The organism is Amycolatopsis sp. NPDC051758 (assembly GCF_044453095.1).
GTDB lineage: Bacteria > Actinomycetota > Actinomycetes > Mycobacteriales > Pseudonocardiaceae > Amycolatopsis.
The window spans coordinates 566418-583115 of the sequence record NZ_JBITCJ010000004.1; the positions used below are offsets into that span (position 1 = coordinate 566418).

The following is a 16698-nucleotide window of genomic DNA, read 5'->3' on the forward strand; positions in this document are numbered from 1 at the left end:
CGTCACGCTCGCGGGGTCGGGGTCACCCGCGACACGCTATCGTGCCGCGGCCGGCGCCTTGATCCGGCTTCACGCCAACGTTTCCGAGGGCACACCGAGCACCTCCGCGACGGCGTCCTTGCTCACGGCGCCTTCGCGCAGCACGACCGGTTCGGCGCCGGTGAGGTCCACAATGGTCGACGCGACCGGCTCGCCGCTGGAACCGCCGTCGAGGTACACCGCGACCGAGTCGCCGAGCTGTTCCTGCGCCTCCTGCGCGGTGCTCGCGGGCGGGCGGCCGGAGACGTTCGCGCTCGACACGGCCATCGGGCCGACGTCGCGCAGCAGCTCCAGGGCCACCGGGTGCAGCGGCATCCGGAGCATCACGGTGCCTCGCGCGTCGCCGAGGTTCCACTGCAGGCTCGGCGCGTGCGGGAGCACGATGGACAGGTCGCCCGGCCAGAACGCCTCGATGAGCGCCCGCGCCTGCGGGGGCACGCCCAGCACCAGACCGTCCACAGTGGACCAGGAGCCGACGAGCACGCCGACCGGCATGTCCGGCCCGCGGTTCTTCGCACGCAGCAGCGCCTGGACGGCGCCCGCGTCGAAGGCGTCGGCGCCGATGCCGTAGACCGTGTCGGTCGGCAGGACGACCAGCCTGCTCGACCGCACCGCACCCGCCGCCGCGGCCAGCCCGTCGGCCCGGGAGTCACGCTTGCTGCAGTCGTAGACCACGCTCATGAGGGCCAAGAGTAGTCCCGCCGCCGGAGCGGGCGTCCGCCGCGTCACACCGGCGCGCTGACAACCGGCCAGACTTTCGTCGTGGGGCAAGCGGGTAAACCTCTCCCCGCGGCAGAACTGGGACAGCGCAGCTCAATACGGTCGATCACCGGGACCCACCACCCCCGTGGGTGCCCAGTGAAGGAGCCGCAGATGCGTTCCAGAACCCCGAAAGCGCTCGCCCTGCTCGCCGCGGTCACGGTCCTGACCGGGCTCGGCACGGGCACTGCCGCCGCCGAGCCGCTCACCCGCGGCTGGCCGGCCCCGATCGACGCCGCGCACTGGGAGAACCAGGACCACATGACCTGGTCCGACTACAAGAAGGTGCCCGGCACGAACTGGACCGACCCCGCCCTGAAGCCGACGCAGCGCACCTTCAAGGGCGCTGTGGTCCTCGCCGACTACCCGGACCAGGACTTCGTCGTCACGCAGCCGGCGAACTCCACCGTCTTCGGCAACCCCGGCCCCGCCGCCGCGAACATCCCGCGGGCCGGCGTCGCGCAGTACTACCAGGACTTCCTCAACAAGCCCGAGGCCCTCAACAACGGCCACACCATCAACGAGTACTGGATGGAGGACTCCGGCGGCCGGTTCGGCGTGCAGCTGACCGCGTTCGGCCCGTACCGGATGCCCGGGCAGTCCTACGAGTACGGCATGGAGTTCCAGCCGGGCGCGTGCCCGCCCGGCGCGAACTGCAGCCGCGACATCCGCAAGGACGCCGGGGACGCCTGGCGCGCCGACGTCGGCGACACCGCGAAGCAGTTCGACTTCGTCTTCTACCTCTCCGCCGGCCAGGACGAGAGCTCGACCTGGCAGGAGTTCGGCGAGATGAAGTTCGGGACCAAGGAGAGCGTCCCGGACGCCTTCGGCCCGCCGAACCACGACCTGCCCAACTACGCGGCGACGCGGTACGTGCCGTGGACGTCGTGGAAGTCGGCCGCCAGCATCTGGCCGAACGCGCAGGACGGCAGCTCGGTGCAGGCCGAGAGCTCCGGCCAGTCGACCTACGCCCACGAGTTCAGCCACATCCTGGGCATCGGCGACAACTACAACAACCCGTTCGGGATCCCGCCGTGGCGGGACTACTCCGGCGCCTGGGAGATGCTGTCGCGCGGGACGTTCAACGGTCCCGGCGGCCCGCACACGCGCTGGCAGATCCCGGCGACGCAGGGCAGCTCGATGGGCGCCCAGCACATGCTCCGGAACAAGATGAAGCTCGGCATCGTCGACCCCGCCGACGTCCTCCAGCTGGACCGGAACGCGCTGGCCTCCTCGGGTCCGGTGTCGGCCCGCATCACCGCGCGCGAGGCGGAGGCGCAGTCGGGGGCGTTCACCGGGCTGAACATCAAGCTCACCGGCGGTGACAAGAGCCCGAAGTGCGACAAGGCGACCGACCCGTTCTGCGACGGCGGCGGGTACGACAACTACACCGTCGAGGTCGTCGACCGGATGGGCGCGGACTCCTTCTCGCCGGATTCGGGCGTCCTGATCGCGAAGACGAAGAACAAGGACGCGGCGCCGTTCGAGTGGGTGATCGACGCGAACCCGGCGGACATCGGCATCACCGACTACACGAAGGCGGACGGCACGCCGGTGAAGATCACCATCGGCGACTACCGCCAGCTCAACGACGCGCTGTTCAAGGCGGGCACCGAGGCGGCGAGCCCGTACGAGTACACCGACCAGGCGAACCGGCTGAAGTTCCTGATCACCGACCTGGCGCGGGACCGCAGCGGCGTCCTGTCGTACACGGTGACGGTGGCCTCGCTGGACGGCTCGGGCAGCCAGGCGCGGGGAGCGGCGGTGACCCCGGCTCTTCCGGCGTTCGCCCACGGCGGACTCGCGACCTGCGACTTCGGGTTGCTCAACACGGGCTCGGCTCGCGGGGCGAAGGCGCCGTACGACACGGACACGTACCGGCTGAGTGTGTCGACGGACGCGCGAGGCTGGCAGGTCCGGCTGCCGAACGAGCTGGCGACGGCGAAGTTCGGCGGGCACGTGAAGGTGCCGGCGTACGCGAAGCGCGGGGCGGGCGGTGACCTCGCGGCCCGGGTGAAGCTGACGGCGACGTCGGTGAGCGACCCGACGAAGACCGCGACGGCAAGCTGCACGGCGTTCGGCTTCTAGCGGCTGAACCGGAGGAGGCTGCCCGCCCGCGGCCTCCTCCGGTTCGCATGCTCGGGCCGGAGTGCGGCTCACGCTCGCTCGATTCAGCTCGACGACGAGCGCCCCAAGGCGGCCTTGGTTGCGTCTCACGCACCGAAGGCCGCCTTGGGTGCGCCTGACGCACCGAAGGCCACATTGGGTGCGTTCGGGCGGCGGCCAGGTCCGAGCGCCAGGCGACCTGCGCTGTGGACAAGTCCGGCCTCGCGCACCAAGCGCACCGAGAACTGTCGGTGCCCACCGGTAGCGTGGAAAACGGGGGCTGCTCAGCCCAGCCGGCGCGCCGTGACGAAGCGCGCCCGGCCCGTCAGATCGTTGTGGCCCTCGACCCCCGTCAGCACCCGCCGCGCCCGCACCAACGCCGGAACGGCCGAACCGTGCGTGTCGTCGTGCTCGATCGCCAAGCCGCCGCCCGGCCGCAGCAGCCGGGCGCCCGCCGCGATCGCGTGGCGGATCACCGCCAGACCGCTCTCCTCGGCGAAGACCGCGCGTGGCGGGTCGTGCTCCGCCACTTCCGGCGGCACCGGCGTGCCCTCCGGGACGTACGGCGGGTTGCACAGCACGAGGTCGACCAGGCCGTCGAGCTCGGCGAACATCGTCGGGTCGCCGATGTCCCCCGAATACAGCCGGATCGGGGTGTTGCCGGCGTCCGCGTGGACGTCGGCGTTGTGGCGTGCCCAGGCCAGGGCCTGCGGGTCGACGTCCACCGCGTAGACGACCGCGTCCGGCCGGGCGTGCGCGACCCCCAGCGCGAGCGCGCCGGAGCCGGTGCACAGGTCGACCACGACCGGGAACTCCCGGCCCTGCAGGAACTTGACGCCCCACTCGAGCAGCAGCTCGGTCTCCGGCCGCGGCACGAACACGCCGGCGCCGACCGCGACGGTGATGTCCCCCAGTGCGGCCCAGCCGGTCAGGTACTGCAGCGGGATCCGCTTCGCGCGCTGCTGGACGAGCTGGCCGATGGCCTCGATCACCGGCGGGTCGACCAGCGGCACCATCGGCAGCCGCCCGCGCTCGACCCCGAGCACGTGCGCGGCGATCACCTCGGCGTCGAACCGCGGCGAGGCGACACCGGCCCGCTCGAGAATCCGGGTGGCCTCGATGATGGCCAGGCGCAGCGGCTGCCGATTCACTCGTCGTCCTTCACCTCGTCAAGCCTGGCACACCAGGCGGAACTCCCCCGTCAGGACACGCGCCGGTCCTACGCCGTCCAGCGTATCGAGGCGCCCTCAGCCCTCGGCGGACAAGTACCCGGCCAACGCACTCCGCCGTCGCTGCAACGCGCCGATCCGGTCGTCCATCGCGGTCAGCTCGCGGTGCAGCAGGCCGGCCAGCTCCGGGCACAAGTCCAGGTGCGCCTCCTCACCGCTCGCGCACTGCAGCGCCGACGAGATGACCTCGGTGGTCAGCCCCGCGGCCAGCAGCCGCCGGATCTGCCGGACGCGGACGACGGCGTCCTCGTCGTAGCACCGGTACCCGTTGCCGTCGCGCGACGCCGCCAGCAGGCCCTGTTCCCCGTAGTAGCGCAGCAGCCGCGTGCTGACGCCGGTGCGTTCCGCGAGCTCGCCGATCCGCATGTGCCCCGTTACCCCCGCAAGGTTGACCTTCACACCGATGTGAATGCCTAACGTCGGCGGCATGACCGAACATTTCCGCCACGTCGTCCGCGGCGCCGGGCCCGGCCTGCTGCTCGCCCACGGAGGCGGCGGCAGCGTCGCAGGCAACTTCGGCCCGATCCTCGACGCCCTCGCGCGCACGCACACCGTCGTCGGCCCCGACTACCCCGGCTCCGGTGCGACGCCGCGCAGCAAAACCCCGCTCGACCTGGACGAAGTCGCCGACGAACTGGTCTCGATCGCGGTCGGCGCGGGCTTGGAGCGGTTCGTGGTCCTCGGGTACTCGCTCGGGACGGCGGTCGCGGTCCGCGCCACGACCCGGCACCCGGACCGCGTCACCGGACTGGTCCTGACCAGCGGGTTCGCCCGGCTCGACAACCGGATCCGGCTCGCCGTCGACGTCTGGGCCGCGCTCCTGCACGACGACCCGCGGCTGCTCGCGAAGTTCCTCACACTGGTCGCCACCGGCGGCACGCACCTGGAGTCCCTGACGCCGGAGCAGCTGGAACGGGCCGTCGACGGGCTCGCCGCGTTCATCCCTGACGGCAGCCCCGAGCAGGTCGGCCTGGTCGCGCAGGTCGACACCCGCGCCGAGCTGGCCGCGATCGCGGTGCCCACGCTCGTTGTCGCGACCACGCTCGACGGACTCGCGTCGCCCGCGTTGTCCCGCGAGCTCGCCGACGGCATTCCCGGCGCCGAGCTCGTCGAAATCGAAGCCGGCCACAACATCGGCGTCGAAGCCCGTGACGAATGGCTCGCCGCCATCAAGAAGTTCCTCGGAGGCCTCTGATGGACCTGGAAGTCGTGCTGCCGAACGAGCAGCCGGACCTGGACCCCGCGCGTCCCGCCGAACTCGCGCGGCGAGCCGAAGACCTCGGCTACCACGCCGCCTGGCTGCCCGACCACCTCATCCCGCCCGGCGCGTACGGCGAGGTCTTCGGCGGCGTCTACGAACCGCTGGTCACGCTCGCCCACATCGCCGCCCGCACGGACCGGATCCGGCTCGGGACGTCGGTGCTGGTCGTGCCGCTGCGGGAGCCGTACGCGCTGGCCAAGCAGGTCGCGACGCTGGACCGGCTGTCCGGCCGGCGGCTCGACCTCGGTGTCGGCGCGGGCTGGAACGAGCCGGAGTTCGCCGAGGTCGGCGCCGACTTCCGGACCCGCGGCCGGCGGACCGACGAGATCCTCGACCTGCTCGCCGAGCTGTTCCGCACCGGCCGCGGCCCCGGCGGTGGGTACTTCGAGCCGCGGCCGGCGGGTCCGGTGCCGATCATCGTCGGCGGCAATTCCGACGCCGGCCTGCGCCGCGCCGCCCGGATCGGCGCGGGCTGGATGAGCGCCGGGCTGTCCCCCGCCGAATTCGGCGAGCGCGCCGAAAAGCTCACCGGCATGACAAACGGCCGCGAAACACGGGTCACCGCCAGAATGGAATGGCACGGCGGCGATCTCGGCGCGGCGAAGACGCGATTCGAGGCGTATATCCTGGCCGGGGCGGACGCGGTGGCCGTCCACTTCGGCCCGGCCGAGGACTACGAACAGCGGATGACCACGTTCGCCGAGGCCGTCGCCGGACCCTAGGATGCCCGTGACGCCGACCCCCGGGAGCGCCAGTGCCGACCGAGCCGACCACGCGCCACCGGGTCGCGTTCATCTTCCCGATCTACAACGAGGAAGGGAACGTCGACCTGCTGCACCGCACGGTCGACGAGGTCACCGCGCCGCTGGCCGGGCGGTACGAGTTCAGCTTCGTCTACGTCGACGACGGCAGCCGGGACGCCTCCCTGGAGCGGCTCACCGAGCTGGGCGCGCGTGACCCACGGGTGACGGTCGTCGAGCTGTCCCGCAACTTCGGGCACCAGATGGCCGTCACCGCCGGGCTCGACCTGGTCGACGCGGACGCCGTGGTCATCATGGACAGCGACCTGCAGGACCCGCCGCGGGTGGCCCTCGAGCTGCTCGAGAAGTGGGAAGAGGGTTACGACGTCGTCTACGCGCAGCGCCGGTCGCGGCGGGACTCGCCGTTCAAGCGGTTCACCGCGAGCGCGTTCTACTGGTTCCTCCAGAAGATGGCCGCGGTCGAAATCCCGAAGAACACCGGCGACTTCCGGCTGGTCGACCGCAAGGTCGTCGACGAGCTGCGCAAGTACCGCGAGCGCGACCGGTTCTTGCGCGGCCTCGTCAGCTACGTCGGGTTCAAGCAGACGGCGGTGCTGTTCGACCGCGACCAGCGCCACGCCGGCGTCACCGGCTACCCGCTGACGAAGATGCTGCGCTTCGCCGCCGACGGCATCCTCGGGTTCTCGACCACGCCGCTGCGGATGATCACGCGGATGGGGTACCTGATCTCGCTGCTGAGCTTCCTCGGTGTGCTCTACGTCGTCGGCGTCAAGCTGTTCGCGCCGGAGACCGCGGTGCCCGGCTGGGCGTTCATCACCATCGCGATGTTCTTCCTCGGCGGCATCCAGATCATCATGCTGGGCGTGCTCGGCAGTTACATCGGCCGCACGTACTCGCAGGTGCAGAACCGGCCGCTGTACACGGTGGCGTCGGTGCGCACGGGCGTTCCCGAGTCCGCCGAAGAGCGCCGGAGCGCCGCCCGATGAGGCTCGTCACGGCCACGCAGGTGCGCTTCGGGATCGTCGGGATCGGCAACACGCTCGTCGACGCGCTGGGCTACGCGCTGCTGGCGACGCTGGGCGTGCCGACGTTCGTCGCGAACCTCATCTCGACGACGGTGGGCATGCTGCTGTCGTTCACGCTGAACCGGAACTTCACGTTCCGGGCGAAGGACGGCGACGTCCGCCGTCAGGCGCTGCTGTTCTTCGGCGTCACCGCGTTCGGGCTCTGGGTGGTCCAGTTCGGCGTGATCGCGCTGGTCAGCCACCTTTTCCCGGGCATCAACCTGCTGGTGCCGAAGGGCGCCGCGATCGTCGTCGGGCTGTTCTGGAACTACCTGCTCTACCACTACGTGGTGTTCCGGCAGCGGCCCGTTTCGCCCGTTCCCGGTGCAGCGCCCGCCGACTCTGCGTGATCTCGTACGCTGTTCCGAGTGCGATCCCGTGAACTCCGCTTCGGCCTGGGCGTCTTCGTTCTCTCCCTGGGCGTGCTGCTGCTCCGGTTCCTCGTGCCGCGGCCGGTCGGGATGGCGGACAACGGTGACGGCTGGCGCCTGCTGTGCGCCCTGGGCGGCCGGCACCCGGACCTCCCGTCCGAGTTCTACGTGCGCTTCACCTACAGCCCCGGGCTGCCCTGCACGAGCAACTACATCTCGAGCCAGGCGTGGATCGACTGGTTCGCGCGCAAGCTGGGGCACGCGCTCGGCTCGACAGCGGAGTTCAACCTGCTGGTGCTGGGCGGGATCACGTGCGTGCTGGTCGCGGCGGGGGTCGCGGCAACGGTCCTCGGCCTCGAGCTGAGCCGCCGCAACCGCGTCATCGCGGCGGTGCTGTTGCTGCTGGTGATGGCCGATTCGGCGTTCTTCGGCTACTTCGCGTCGGTGCTCAGCGAGGGCGCCGGGTTCCTGGGCATGCTGCTGACGACCGGCGGCCTGCTGCTGATGCACCGCACGGGCGCGTGGCGCTACTGGGGCGCGGCGCTGACCGTGGGCGGGGCGCTGATCGGCATCAACGCGAAGTCGCAGACGCTGCTGCTGATCCCGCTGTTCGTGCTGGCCCTGGCCCTGGTCCGGCCGCTGGGCAAGCGGGGCTGGGCGCGCTGGCTGCTGCCGCTGGGCGTCCTGGTGGCCGTGGGCGCGGGCACGGCGGTGGTCCAGTCCCACGGCGACCCGGCGAACGCGGAGTACCGCGAGGCGAACATGTTCCACGTCGTGTTCGACAGCATCGTCGACGGGAAGCACGACACGAACGCCGACCTGGCGGCGCTGGGCCTGCCGCAGAGCGCGACGAAGTTCATCGGCAAGGGCTGGTGGGAAGTCACCCCGTGGACGGACGCGGACTACAACACCTACCGCGACAAGATCAGCCGTCGCAACGTGGCCAAGTACTACGCGTCCCACCCGGAGCGCACGCTGCAGATCCTCCAGCAGGGCGCGGTCGACACCCTGACCGCGCGGCCGGCCCGCCTGGGCAGCTTCGCCGAGTCGGCCGGGTTCCCGAAGATGGCCCAGGAGTTCCGGGTGCCGGTGTTCTCGGGACTGTCCGCGCTGGCGGCGCCGCTGGGGCTGTTCGTGCTGGTGCCGTTCTGGCTGCTGATCGGCTGGGCCGGGATCCGCGCGTTCCGCCGGCACAAGCGCGAGTTCGGGATCGTGGTGTTCTTCCTGCTGCTGTTCGCGGTGGGGCAGTTCGGCCTGTCCGCGCTCGGCGAGGGTGTCGAAGGGGTTAAGCACCAGCTGCTGACGCTGTTCCCGACGTTCCTGGCATTCGTGTACGCGGTGATCAGCTTCTTCCCCCGGCCGGCGTCTCCTTCGCAAGAGGAAGAAGAGGAAGCGGAAGCCGAGCCGGCGACCGAGGTGTTCGACGCCTTCCGCGAGCCGGAGTCGCCCGGCGTCCGCTGACCGGTTTCCTGGCAGACTGCGGTGATGCGGATCAAGCACCAGGTCGTCACGTTCGACGCGGCCGATCTCGCGGCCGAGAGCCGCTTCTGGGCGGGCGTGCTCGGCGGCGAGGTCGATGAGGACGGCGACTGGCACATGGTGACGGTGGACGGCGCCCCGCGGATCGGCGTGCAGCTCGCCCCCGGTCACGCGCGGCCGGAGTGGCCGGACGGCCCGGTCGAGCAGCAGGTGCACCTCGACCTGTGGGTCGAGGACTTTCCCGAAGCGCACGAGCAGGTCACGGCCCTCGGCGCCACGGTGCTGAAGCCGGCATCCGGGGCCACGTCGGGGGACGACTTCCAGGTGTACGCCGACCCGGCCGGTCACCCGTTCTGCCTGTGCTGGCTGGTCGCCGGACAGCGCTGACCAGCCAGGCGTCAGCCGGCTGAGATGGCCAGGCGCTCTTCGCGGTCCGCCGTTGCCAAGGCGTCCAGGACGCCGTCGAGGTCGCCGTCCAGGACCTGGTCGAGGTTGTACGCCTTGTAGTTCACCCGGTGGTCCGAGATGCGGTTCTCCGGGAAGTTGTACGTCCGCACGCGCTCCGACCGGTCCACCGTCCGGACCTGCGACCGGCGGGCGTCGGACGCCTTGGCCGCGGCCTCTTCCTCGGCGACCGCCTGGAGGCGGGCCTGCAGCACCTGCAGCGCCCGGGCGCGGTTCTGGATCTGGGACTTCTCGTTCTGGCAGGAGACGACGATGCCGGTCGGCAAGTGGGTGATCCGCACCGCCGAGTCGGTCGTGTTCACGCTCTGGCCGCCCGGGCCCGACGAGCGGAAGACGTCGATGCGCAGGTCGTTCGGGTCGATCTCGACCTCGACCTCCTCCGGCTCCGGGTAGATCAGCACCCCGGACGCCGACGTGTGGATCCGGCCCTGCGACTCGGTCGCCGGCACACGCTGGACGCGGTGTACGCCACCCTCGAACTTCAGGCGGGACCAGACACCGTCGACAACCGCCGACTTGGTCTTGATCGAGAGCGTGACGTCCTTGAAGCCGCCCAGGTCGGAGTCCACCGAGTCGAGGACCTCGGCCTTCCAGCCGTGCCGCTCGGCGTAACGCAGGTACATCCGCAGCAGGTCGCCGGCGAACAGGGCCGACTCCTCACCACCCTCGCCGGACTTGATCTCCATCACGACGTCGGAGCCGTCGTACGGGTCGCGCGGCAGCAGCAGCTCGGTGAGCTTCGACTCCAGCTCGGGGATCCTCGCGCTCAGCTGCTCGGCCTCCGCGGCGAACTCCGCGTCCTCCGAGGCCATCTCCTTGGCGGCCGAGAGGTCGTCGCGGACGGTGTCGAGCTCGTGGACGGCCCGCACCACCGGCGTCAGCTCGGCGTAGCGGCGGCCGAGCTTGCGGGCGCGCGCCTGGTCGGCGTGCACCGCGGGGTCCGCGAGCTGCGTCTCCAGCTCCGCGTGCTCGGCGAGCAGCCCCTTGAGCGAGCTCGAATCCACCTCTGCCACCTCTCCGGCCGGTCGAAGACACAGTGTCCAAGACAAGAAACGGCGCCCACCCGAACGTGCGGGTGGGCGCCGTTGAAAAAGCTACTTGGCGTCGGCGTCCTTCTTCTGACGCTTGCCGTAGCGAGCCTCGAAGCGCGCGACCCGGCCACCGGTGTCCATGATCTTCTGCTTGCCCGTGTAGAACGGGTGGCAGTTCGAGCAGATCTCGACGTGGATGTCGCCACTGGCCTTGGTGCTGCGCGTGGTGAAGCTGTTGCCGCAGTCGCAGTTCACGTTCGTGACCACGTACTCGGGGTGAATGCCGCTCTTCATGGTGTCCTCTCTCGTTGGCTCCGGGTCCCCAGTCGTTCACGGGGTGAACCGGCGCCGGACTTCAGCGGGTAATTCTGCCAGACGGGCTGACGATCACTGGAACGCACCCCGCTGACCTGGTATTCCGAACGCGCCGGAGGCCTCCTCGCGCCGACCGCGGGGAGGCCTCCGGCATCCGCGCTCAGTCGTCTTCGCCGCCGCCGAGGGCGGTCTTCGAGACCTGCATGAGGAACTCGGTGTTCGTCTTCGTCTTGCGCAGCCGCGAGATCAGCAGGTCGATGGCCTGCTGCGAGTCGAGCGCGTGCAGCACGCGGCTCAGCTTCACGGTCACGGCCAGCTCGTCCGGGTTGAGCAGCAGCTCGTCCTTACGAGTACCGGACGGGTTGACGTCGACGGCCGGGAACACGCGGCGCTCGGCGATCTTGCGGTCGAGCTTGAGCTCCGCGTTGCCGGTGCCCTTGAACTCTTCGAAGATGACCGTGTCCATCGTCGACCCGGTCTCCACCATCGCCGTGGCGAAGATGGTCAGCGAGCCGCCGTTCTCGATGTTGCGCGCCGCACCCAGGAACCGCTTCGGCGGGTACAGCGCGGTCGAGTCGACACCACCGGACAGGATCCGGCCGGACGCCGGGGCCGCCAGGTTGTAGGCCCGGCCCAGGCGGGTGATCGAGTCGAGCAGCACGACGACGTCGTGGCCCATCTCGACCAGGCGCTTGGCCCGCTCGATCGACAGCTCCGCGACCGAGGTGTGGTCCGCCGGCGGCCGGTCGAAGGTCGAGGCGATGACCTCACCCTTCACCGAGCGCTGCATGTCGGTGACCTCTTCCGGACGCTCGTCGACCAGGACGACCATCAGGTGGCACTCGGGGTTGTTCGTGGAGATCGCGTTCGCGATGTCCTGCATGATCGTGGTCTTACCGGCCTTCGGCGGCGACACGATCAGGGCGCGCTGCCCCTTGCCGACCGGCATGATCAGGTCGATCACGCGGGTCGTGAGCTTGTGCGACTCGGTCTCGAGGCGCAGCCGCTCGTTCGGGTACAGCGGGGTCAGCTTGGTGAAGTCGGGCCGCCGCTTGGCCTCGTCCGGCTCCAGGCCGTTGATCGAGTCGACGCGCACCAGCGGGTTGAACTTCTGCCGCTGCTGCTCGCCGTCACGCGGCTGGCGCACGACGCCGGTGATGGCGTCACCACGGCGCAGGCCGTACTTGCGGACCAGCGAAAGCGAGACGTACACGTCGTTCGGGCCGGCGAGGTAGCCGGAGGTCCGCACGAACGCGTAGTTGTCGAGCACGTCCAGGATGCCCGCGACGGGCAGCAGGACGTCGTCCTCGCGGATCTCGGTGTCCGGCGAGCCGCCGGCCTCGCGCTGGCCGCCGCCACTGCCCCGGCGACGGCGGTCGCGGAAGCGACGGCCGCGACGGCCGCCTTCCTCGTCGTCGTCCGGCTGCTGGGCGCGGTTGTCGCGGCTGTCCTGCCCGCGGTTGCCGCCGTCCTGCTGGTTGCGCTGGCGGTTGCCGTCCTGGCGGTTGTCGTTGCGGCTGCCGCCGCCCTGACGCTGCTGGTCGCGGTTGTTGTTCCCGCCCTGCTGACGGTCGCCCTGCTGGCGCTCGCCCTGCTGACGGTCACCGCCGCCCTGGCGCTCACCACCCTGGCCCTGCTGGCGGTCGCCGCCGCCCTGGCCTTCGGGCGCGCCGGCGGCACGGTTCGACCCGCGGCGGCGACGGCTGCGGCCGCCCTCCTCGGGCTGGCCGTCCTGGCCGTCCTGCTTGTCCTGGCGGTCCTGCTGCGGGCGCTCGGCCGGCGGGGTGTCCACCGGCGCGCTCGCCGCCGGCGCCTCGGCCTTCGGCTCCGGCTTGGTCTCGGCCGGCGCCGCGGGCGCCTCCGCCTTGGGCTCGCGCTTCGGAGCCTTCACCGGCTCGCCGACGCCCTCCAGCGGCAGGGTCTCGTTGGCCGCACGCTTGCGAGACTTGCCCTGACGCTCACGGATCGCGGCGATCAGATCGCCCTTGCGCATGCCCGTCGTCTCACCGACGCCGAGCTCCCCAGCCAGCGAACGCAGTTCCGCCACGGTCTTACCGGTCAACCCGCCGACCGTCTTCTTGGGAGCGGGGGTGGTGCCGTTCGACTCCGCGGCGCTGCTACCCACGTCGCTCAAAAGATCGGTGTTGCTCACACATGTCCTTCCTGACCGATCCACGCCTCCAGGCGGATCAGCGGACTGCCGCTCGCTTCTGATCGCGAACCGGCGTAACTGCCCCCCGATACGGGAGATGAGCTCTTCGGCCGTGCGAAACACAGCTGGAGCGCCTCCACCACAGGGGTTTGCGTCCTCCATTCGGAGGACACGAAATTCGGCACCGCCGAAACCGGAAACCCGCCTGCGTCCCTCCGCGTTACCCCGCTTGCCAGGCGGTGCGGATCTGGCGGATCGACGAAGGATGCCATCCGGGAAAGCTCCCAGGACCGGCACCGGGTGCGGAAACGCACGGTGATCGAACGCCCCCGAGGGTAGACCGCGGCGGTGCCGGGTGCAACAACCACCCCCCGCGTGGCGGCCCCTACCGCGGGCACGTGACCCAGCCTTTACTGAGCCGCAACCTGCACACCTGTGAGATCCACGGGCAGCTCGAAGACGTCAAAAGCCGTAACGTCCACCTCCGGCGGCAATATTCCCGTCGTCGTCAGCGCGAGCACCGTCGGACCCGCACCCGAGACGGCGGCGGCCACTCCCCGTGCACGCAGCGTCGCCACCAGCTCGGTGCTCGCCGGGTACGCGGGCGCCCGGTAGTGCTGGTGCAGCCGGTCTTCGGTGGCCGCGAGCAGGAGCTCCGGCTTCGCCGTCAGCGCGTGCACGGCGAGCGCGGCGCGGCCGGCGCTGTGCGCGGCGTCGGCGTGCGGCACGGTCGCCGGCAGCAGGCCGCGGGTGGTCGCGGTGGCCGAGCGCACCGACGGCACGGCGACGACCGGCCGGATCGACGCGTGCGGCACGAGCCGCTCGGCGTGGAACACCCCGCCGTCGCACCAGGCCAGGACGAGCCCGCCGAACAGGCTCGCCGCGGCGTTGTCGGCGTGGCCTTCGAAGCCCGCAGCCAGCTGCAACGCCCCGAATGCGTCGAGCTCCCGGCCGGCCAGCGCGTACCCGGCGGCGACGCCGGACACCACGGCGGCCGCGGACGAGCCGAGCCCGCGCGCGTGCGGGATCGCGTTGAAGCACCGCAGGTGCAGGCCGGGCGGCTCGACACCGAGCTGCGCGCAGGTCCGCCGGATCGCGCGCACGACCAGGTGCGTCTCGTCGGTCGGGACGTCCGCGACGCCGCCCGCGCCGGCGTCGATCACCTCGACCTTGAGCCCGCTGTCGGTGACCTGCAGCTCGACGACGTCGTGCAGCTCCAGCGCCAGGCCGAAGGCGTCGAAGCCCGGCCCGAGGTTCGCCGTCGACGCCGGGACGGTGACCTTGAACGCGGTCACCGCAGGTCCAGCGCCGCCGCGACCGCCGAGGGGTCGACGGCCAGCGGCTCGACCTCGACGTTGCCCGCCAGGGCCGTCTGCGGGTCCTTCAGGCCGTGCCCGGTGACGGTGCAGACGACCTTGGACCCGCGGGGCAGCCGGCCGTCGGCGGCCGTGGCGAGCAGGCCCGCCACGCTGGTGGCCGACGCCGGCTCGACGAACACGCCCTCACGCCCGGCCAGCAGCCGGTACGCCTCGAGGATCTTCTCGTCCGTGACGGCCTCGAAGAGCCCGTCGGACGCGTCCTTCGCCTTGACGGCGGCGGTCCACGAGGCCGGGCTGCCGATCCGGATCGCGGTGGCGATCGTGTCCGGGTCGCGCACCGGTTCGCCGTGCACCAGCGGCGCCGCGCCGGCCGCCTGGAAGCCGAACATCCGCGGGGTGTTCTTCACCACATCGTCGGCGGCGTACTCCGAATAACCCGCCCAGTAGGCGGTGATGTTCCCGGCGTTGCCGACCGGCAGGCAGTGGATGTCCGGCGCCTCACCGAGCACGTCGCAGATTTCGAAGGCCGCGGTCTTCTGGCCGGCGATGCGCACCGGGTTGACCGAGTTGACCAGGGTGACCGGGTAGTCGGCCGCGGTCTTGCGGGCCAGCTCGAGGCAGTCGTCGAAGTTGCCGTCCACCTGCAGGATCCGCGCGCCGTGCAGGACGGCCTGGGCGAGCTTGCCCAGCGCGATCTTGCCCTGGGGCACCAGCACGGCGCAGGTGAGGCCGGCACGGGCGGCGTAGGCGGCGGCCGAGGCGGACGTGTTGCCGGTCGACGCGCAGATCACCGCCTTGAGCCCGCTGGCGAGCGCGTGCGTGATGGCCACGGTCATCCCGCGGTCCTTGAACGAGCCGGTCGGGTTGACACCCTCGACCTTGAGGTAGACCTCGCAGCCGGTCAGCTCGGACAGGTGCCGCGCGGGCAGCAGCGGCGTGTTGCCCTCCCCGAGCGTGACGACCTGCGCCCCGTCCGGGACCGGGACGCGGTCCCGGTACGCCTCGATGATTCCCGGCCAGGCCTGGCTGCTCACTGGTCTTCGCCTTCCACGCGCATCACGCTGACAACTTCGTGCACGACGTCGAGCTTCGCGATCTCGTCCACAGTGGACTGCAACGCCGCGTCGGGCGCCTGGTGCGTCACGACGACGAGGCTCGCGCGGTCGCCGACGTCGCTCTGCCGCACCGCCGCGATGCTGACGCCGTGCGCGGCGAACGCCTGCGCCACCTGCGCGAGCACACCGGCGCGGTCGGCGACGGAAAGGCTGACGTGGTACCGGGTCGGGGTCTGGCCCATCGGCCGCACCGGCAACGCCGCGTGCGCGGACTCGCGCGGCCCACGCCCGCCGGCGACCCGGTTGCGGGCCACCGCGACGAGGTCACCGAGCACCGCGCTCGCCGTCGGCGCGCCGCCCGCGCCCTGGCCGTAGAACATCAGCTCGCCGGCCGCGTCGGCCTCGACGTAGACGGCGTTGAACGCGCCGCCGACGCCGGCCAGCTGGTGGCTGCGCGGGATCATCACCGGGTGCACGCGGGCGGAGACCGACTCGACGCCGTCGTCGTCGGTCACGCGTTCGCAGATCGCCAGGAGCTTGACCGTGCGGCCGAGCATCCGGGCCGCGCCGAGGTCGGCGGCGGTGACGTCGGCTATGCCCTCGCGGTGCACGTCCGAAGCCGTCACGCGGGTGTGGAACGCGAGCGAGGCGAGGATCGCGGCCTTCGACGCGGCGTCGTACCCGTCGACGTCGGCGGTCGGGTCGGCCTCGGCGTACCCGAGCCGGCTGGCCTCGTCGAGCGTCTCGGCGTACCCGGCGCCGGTGGAGTCCATCGCCGAGAGGATGTAGTTGGTGGTGCCGTTGACGATGCCCATCACGCGGGTGATCCGGTCACCGGCCAGCGACTCCCGCAGCGGGCGCAGCAGCGGGATGGCCCCGGCCACCGCGGCCTCGAAGTACAGGTCGGCGCCCGCGGCGTCGGCCGCCTCGAACAGGTCGGCGGAGTGTTCGGCCAGCAGCGCCTTGTTCGCCGTGACGACGGACTTCCCGGCCTTCAGCGCGGCGAGCAGCCAGCCGCGCACCGGCTCGATGCCGCCGACCAGCTCGACCACCACGTCGACGTCGTCGCTGGTCACGAGCTTCTCGGCGTCCGCGGTCAGCAGCTCCGGCGGCAGCTCGGGGTGCTTGTCCGGCCGGCGGACCGCGATGCCGGCCAGCTCGACCGTCGTCCCCGCCCGCGCGGCCAGCTCCGCCGCCTGCTCGGTGAGCAGCCGGGCGACCTGGCCGCCGACGGTTCCGCAGCCGAGCAGGGCGACCCTGATGGACGGTCGTTCCTCTGGGGCAGACACTGT

General features: G+C 71.3%; 16 protein-coding genes. 7 read left to right on the forward strand and 9 right to left on the reverse strand.

All coding sequences use genetic code 11. The annotated features are described in order from the left end of the window. Window positions 1-69: 69 nt before the first annotated feature. Window positions 70-720 (reverse strand): L-threonylcarbamoyladenylate synthase, encoded by a 651-nt coding sequence (locus tag ACIA5G_RS22210; RefSeq protein WP_395926016.1) that lies wholly within the window; start codon window positions 718-720, stop codon window positions 70-72. A gap of 192 nt (window positions 721-912) precedes the next feature. On the opposite strand from ACIA5G_RS22210, the gene ACIA5G_RS22215 reads away from it, so the two are divergent. Beyond that, window positions 913-2886: a M6 family metalloprotease domain-containing protein gene (locus ACIA5G_RS22215; RefSeq protein ID WP_395926018.1), complete on the forward strand. Its 1974-nt coding sequence runs from the start codon at window positions 913-915 to the stop codon at window positions 2884-2886. 302 nt (window positions 2887-3188) lie between these two features. On the opposite strand, the gene prmC is transcribed toward ACIA5G_RS22215, so the two are convergent. Further along, the gene (prmC, locus tag ACIA5G_RS22220; RefSeq protein WP_395926020.1) at window positions 3189-4055 is read right to left on the reverse strand and encodes a peptide chain release factor N(5)-glutamine methyltransferase; all 867 of its coding nucleotides are present in this window, start codon (window positions 4053-4055) and stop codon (window positions 3189-3191) included. Between the two features lie 96 nt (window positions 4056-4151). Further along, on the reverse strand, window positions 4152-4499 hold the full coding sequence (locus ACIA5G_RS22225; RefSeq protein WP_395926022.1) for a MerR family transcriptional regulator: 348 nt from the start codon (window positions 4497-4499) through the stop codon (window positions 4152-4154). Window positions 4500-4560: 61 nt separating this feature from the next. Between ACIA5G_RS22225 and ACIA5G_RS22230 the strand changes: the two genes are divergently transcribed. Genes ACIA5G_RS22230 through ACIA5G_RS22255 form a run of 6 tightly spaced genes read left to right on the forward strand, consistent with a single transcriptional unit; the run spans window position 4561 to window position 9456 of the window. Continuing rightward, on the forward strand, window positions 4561-5328 hold the full coding sequence (locus ACIA5G_RS22230) for an alpha/beta fold hydrolase (RefSeq protein WP_395926024.1): 768 nt from the start codon (window positions 4561-4563) through the stop codon (window positions 5326-5328). Beyond that, window positions 5328-6116: a TIGR03619 family F420-dependent LLM class oxidoreductase gene (locus tag ACIA5G_RS22235; protein WP_395926026.1), complete on the forward strand. Its 789-nt coding sequence runs from the start codon at window positions 5328-5330 to the stop codon at window positions 6114-6116. Before ACIA5G_RS22230 ends, ACIA5G_RS22235 begins: the two co-directional genes overlap by 1 nt. Before the next feature lie 32 nt (window positions 6117-6148). Next, entirely contained in the window at window positions 6149-7141 is a 993-nt protein-coding gene (locus ACIA5G_RS22240; protein ID WP_395926028.1) for a glycosyltransferase family 2 protein, read from the forward strand. Continuing rightward, window positions 7138-7569 (forward strand): GtrA family protein, encoded by a 432-nt coding sequence (locus ACIA5G_RS22245; RefSeq protein WP_395926030.1) that lies wholly within the window; start codon window positions 7138-7140, stop codon window positions 7567-7569. The genes ACIA5G_RS22240 and ACIA5G_RS22245 overlap by 4 nt, the downstream gene beginning before the upstream one ends. A gap of 18 nt (window positions 7570-7587) precedes the next feature. After that, the gene (locus ACIA5G_RS22250) at window positions 7588-9051 is read left to right on the forward strand and encodes a hypothetical protein (protein ID WP_395926032.1); all 1464 of its coding nucleotides are present in this window, start codon (window positions 7588-7590) and stop codon (window positions 9049-9051) included. Window positions 9052-9075: 24 nt separating this feature from the next. Then, entirely contained in the window at window positions 9076-9456 is a 381-nt protein-coding gene (locus ACIA5G_RS22255; protein ID WP_395926034.1) for a VOC family protein, read from the forward strand. An 11-nt stretch (window positions 9457-9467) separates the two neighbouring features. On the opposite strand, the gene prfA is transcribed toward ACIA5G_RS22255, so the two are convergent. The 6 genes from prfA to ACIA5G_RS22285 all read right to left on the reverse strand — a co-directional run bounded on the left by prfA (window position 9468) and on the right by ACIA5G_RS22285 (window position 16695). Next, window positions 9468-10538: a peptide chain release factor 1 gene (prfA, locus tag ACIA5G_RS22260; RefSeq protein ID WP_395926036.1), complete on the reverse strand. Its 1071-nt coding sequence runs from the start codon at window positions 10536-10538 to the stop codon at window positions 9468-9470. Between the two features lie 90 nt (window positions 10539-10628). Then, window positions 10629-10859 carry a 50S ribosomal protein L31 gene (rpmE, locus tag ACIA5G_RS22265; RefSeq protein WP_285985933.1) on the reverse strand — a complete coding sequence of 77 codons (231 nt, stop codon included), beginning with the start codon at window positions 10857-10859 and terminating at the stop codon, window positions 10629-10631. Between the two features lie 181 nt (window positions 10860-11040). After that, window positions 11041-13032, reverse strand: coding sequence for a transcription termination factor Rho (gene rho / locus ACIA5G_RS22270; protein WP_395926039.1), 1992 nt, complete (start codon window positions 13030-13032; stop codon window positions 11041-11043). Between the two features lie 410 nt (window positions 13033-13442). Continuing rightward, complete coding sequence (thrB, locus tag ACIA5G_RS22275; protein ID WP_395926041.1) at window positions 13443-14327, reverse strand: homoserine kinase; 885 nt, start codon at window positions 14325-14327, stop codon at window positions 13443-13445. Continuing rightward, window positions 14324-15385: a threonine synthase gene (thrC, locus tag ACIA5G_RS22280; protein WP_395926043.1), complete on the reverse strand. Its 1062-nt coding sequence runs from the start codon at window positions 15383-15385 to the stop codon at window positions 14324-14326. The genes thrB and thrC overlap by 4 nt, the downstream gene beginning before the upstream one ends. After that, window positions 15382-16695 carry a homoserine dehydrogenase gene (locus tag ACIA5G_RS22285; RefSeq protein WP_395926045.1) on the reverse strand — a complete coding sequence of 438 codons (1314 nt, stop codon included), beginning with the start codon at window positions 16693-16695 and terminating at the stop codon, window positions 15382-15384. Before ACIA5G_RS22285 ends, thrC begins: the two co-directional genes overlap by 4 nt. Window positions 16696-16698: the final 3 nt, after the last annotated feature.

Excerpts from the sequence above, each read along its gene's own strand:
- ACIA5G_RS22225 (WP_395926022.1), bottom strand. The coding sequence starts at position 4,499 with ATGCGGATCGGCGAGCTCGCGGAACGCACCGGCGTCAGCACGCGGCTG.
- ACIA5G_RS22230 (WP_395926024.1), top strand. The coding sequence starts at position 4,561 with ATGACCGAACATTTCCGCCACGTCGTCCGCGGCGCCGGGCCCGGCCTG.
- ACIA5G_RS22245 (WP_395926030.1), top strand. The coding sequence starts at position 7,138 with ATGAGGCTCGTCACGGCCACGCAGGTGCGCTTCGGGATCGTCGGGATC.
- ACIA5G_RS22210 (WP_395926016.1), bottom strand. The coding sequence starts at position 720 with ATGAGCGTGGTCTACGACTGCAGCAAGCGTGACTCCCGGGCCGACGGG.
- ACIA5G_RS22215 (WP_395926018.1), top strand. The coding sequence starts at position 913 with ATGCGTTCCAGAACCCCGAAAGCGCTCGCCCTGCTCGCCGCGGTCACG.
- ACIA5G_RS22255 (WP_395926034.1), top strand. The coding sequence starts at position 9,076 with ATGCGGATCAAGCACCAGGTCGTCACGTTCGACGCGGCCGATCTCGCG.
- ACIA5G_RS22235 (WP_395926026.1), top strand. The coding sequence starts at position 5,328 with ATGGACCTGGAAGTCGTGCTGCCGAACGAGCAGCCGGACCTGGACCCC.
- rpmE (WP_285985933.1), bottom strand. The coding sequence starts at position 10,859 with ATGAAGAGCGGCATTCACCCCGAGTACGTGGTCACGAACGTGAACTGC.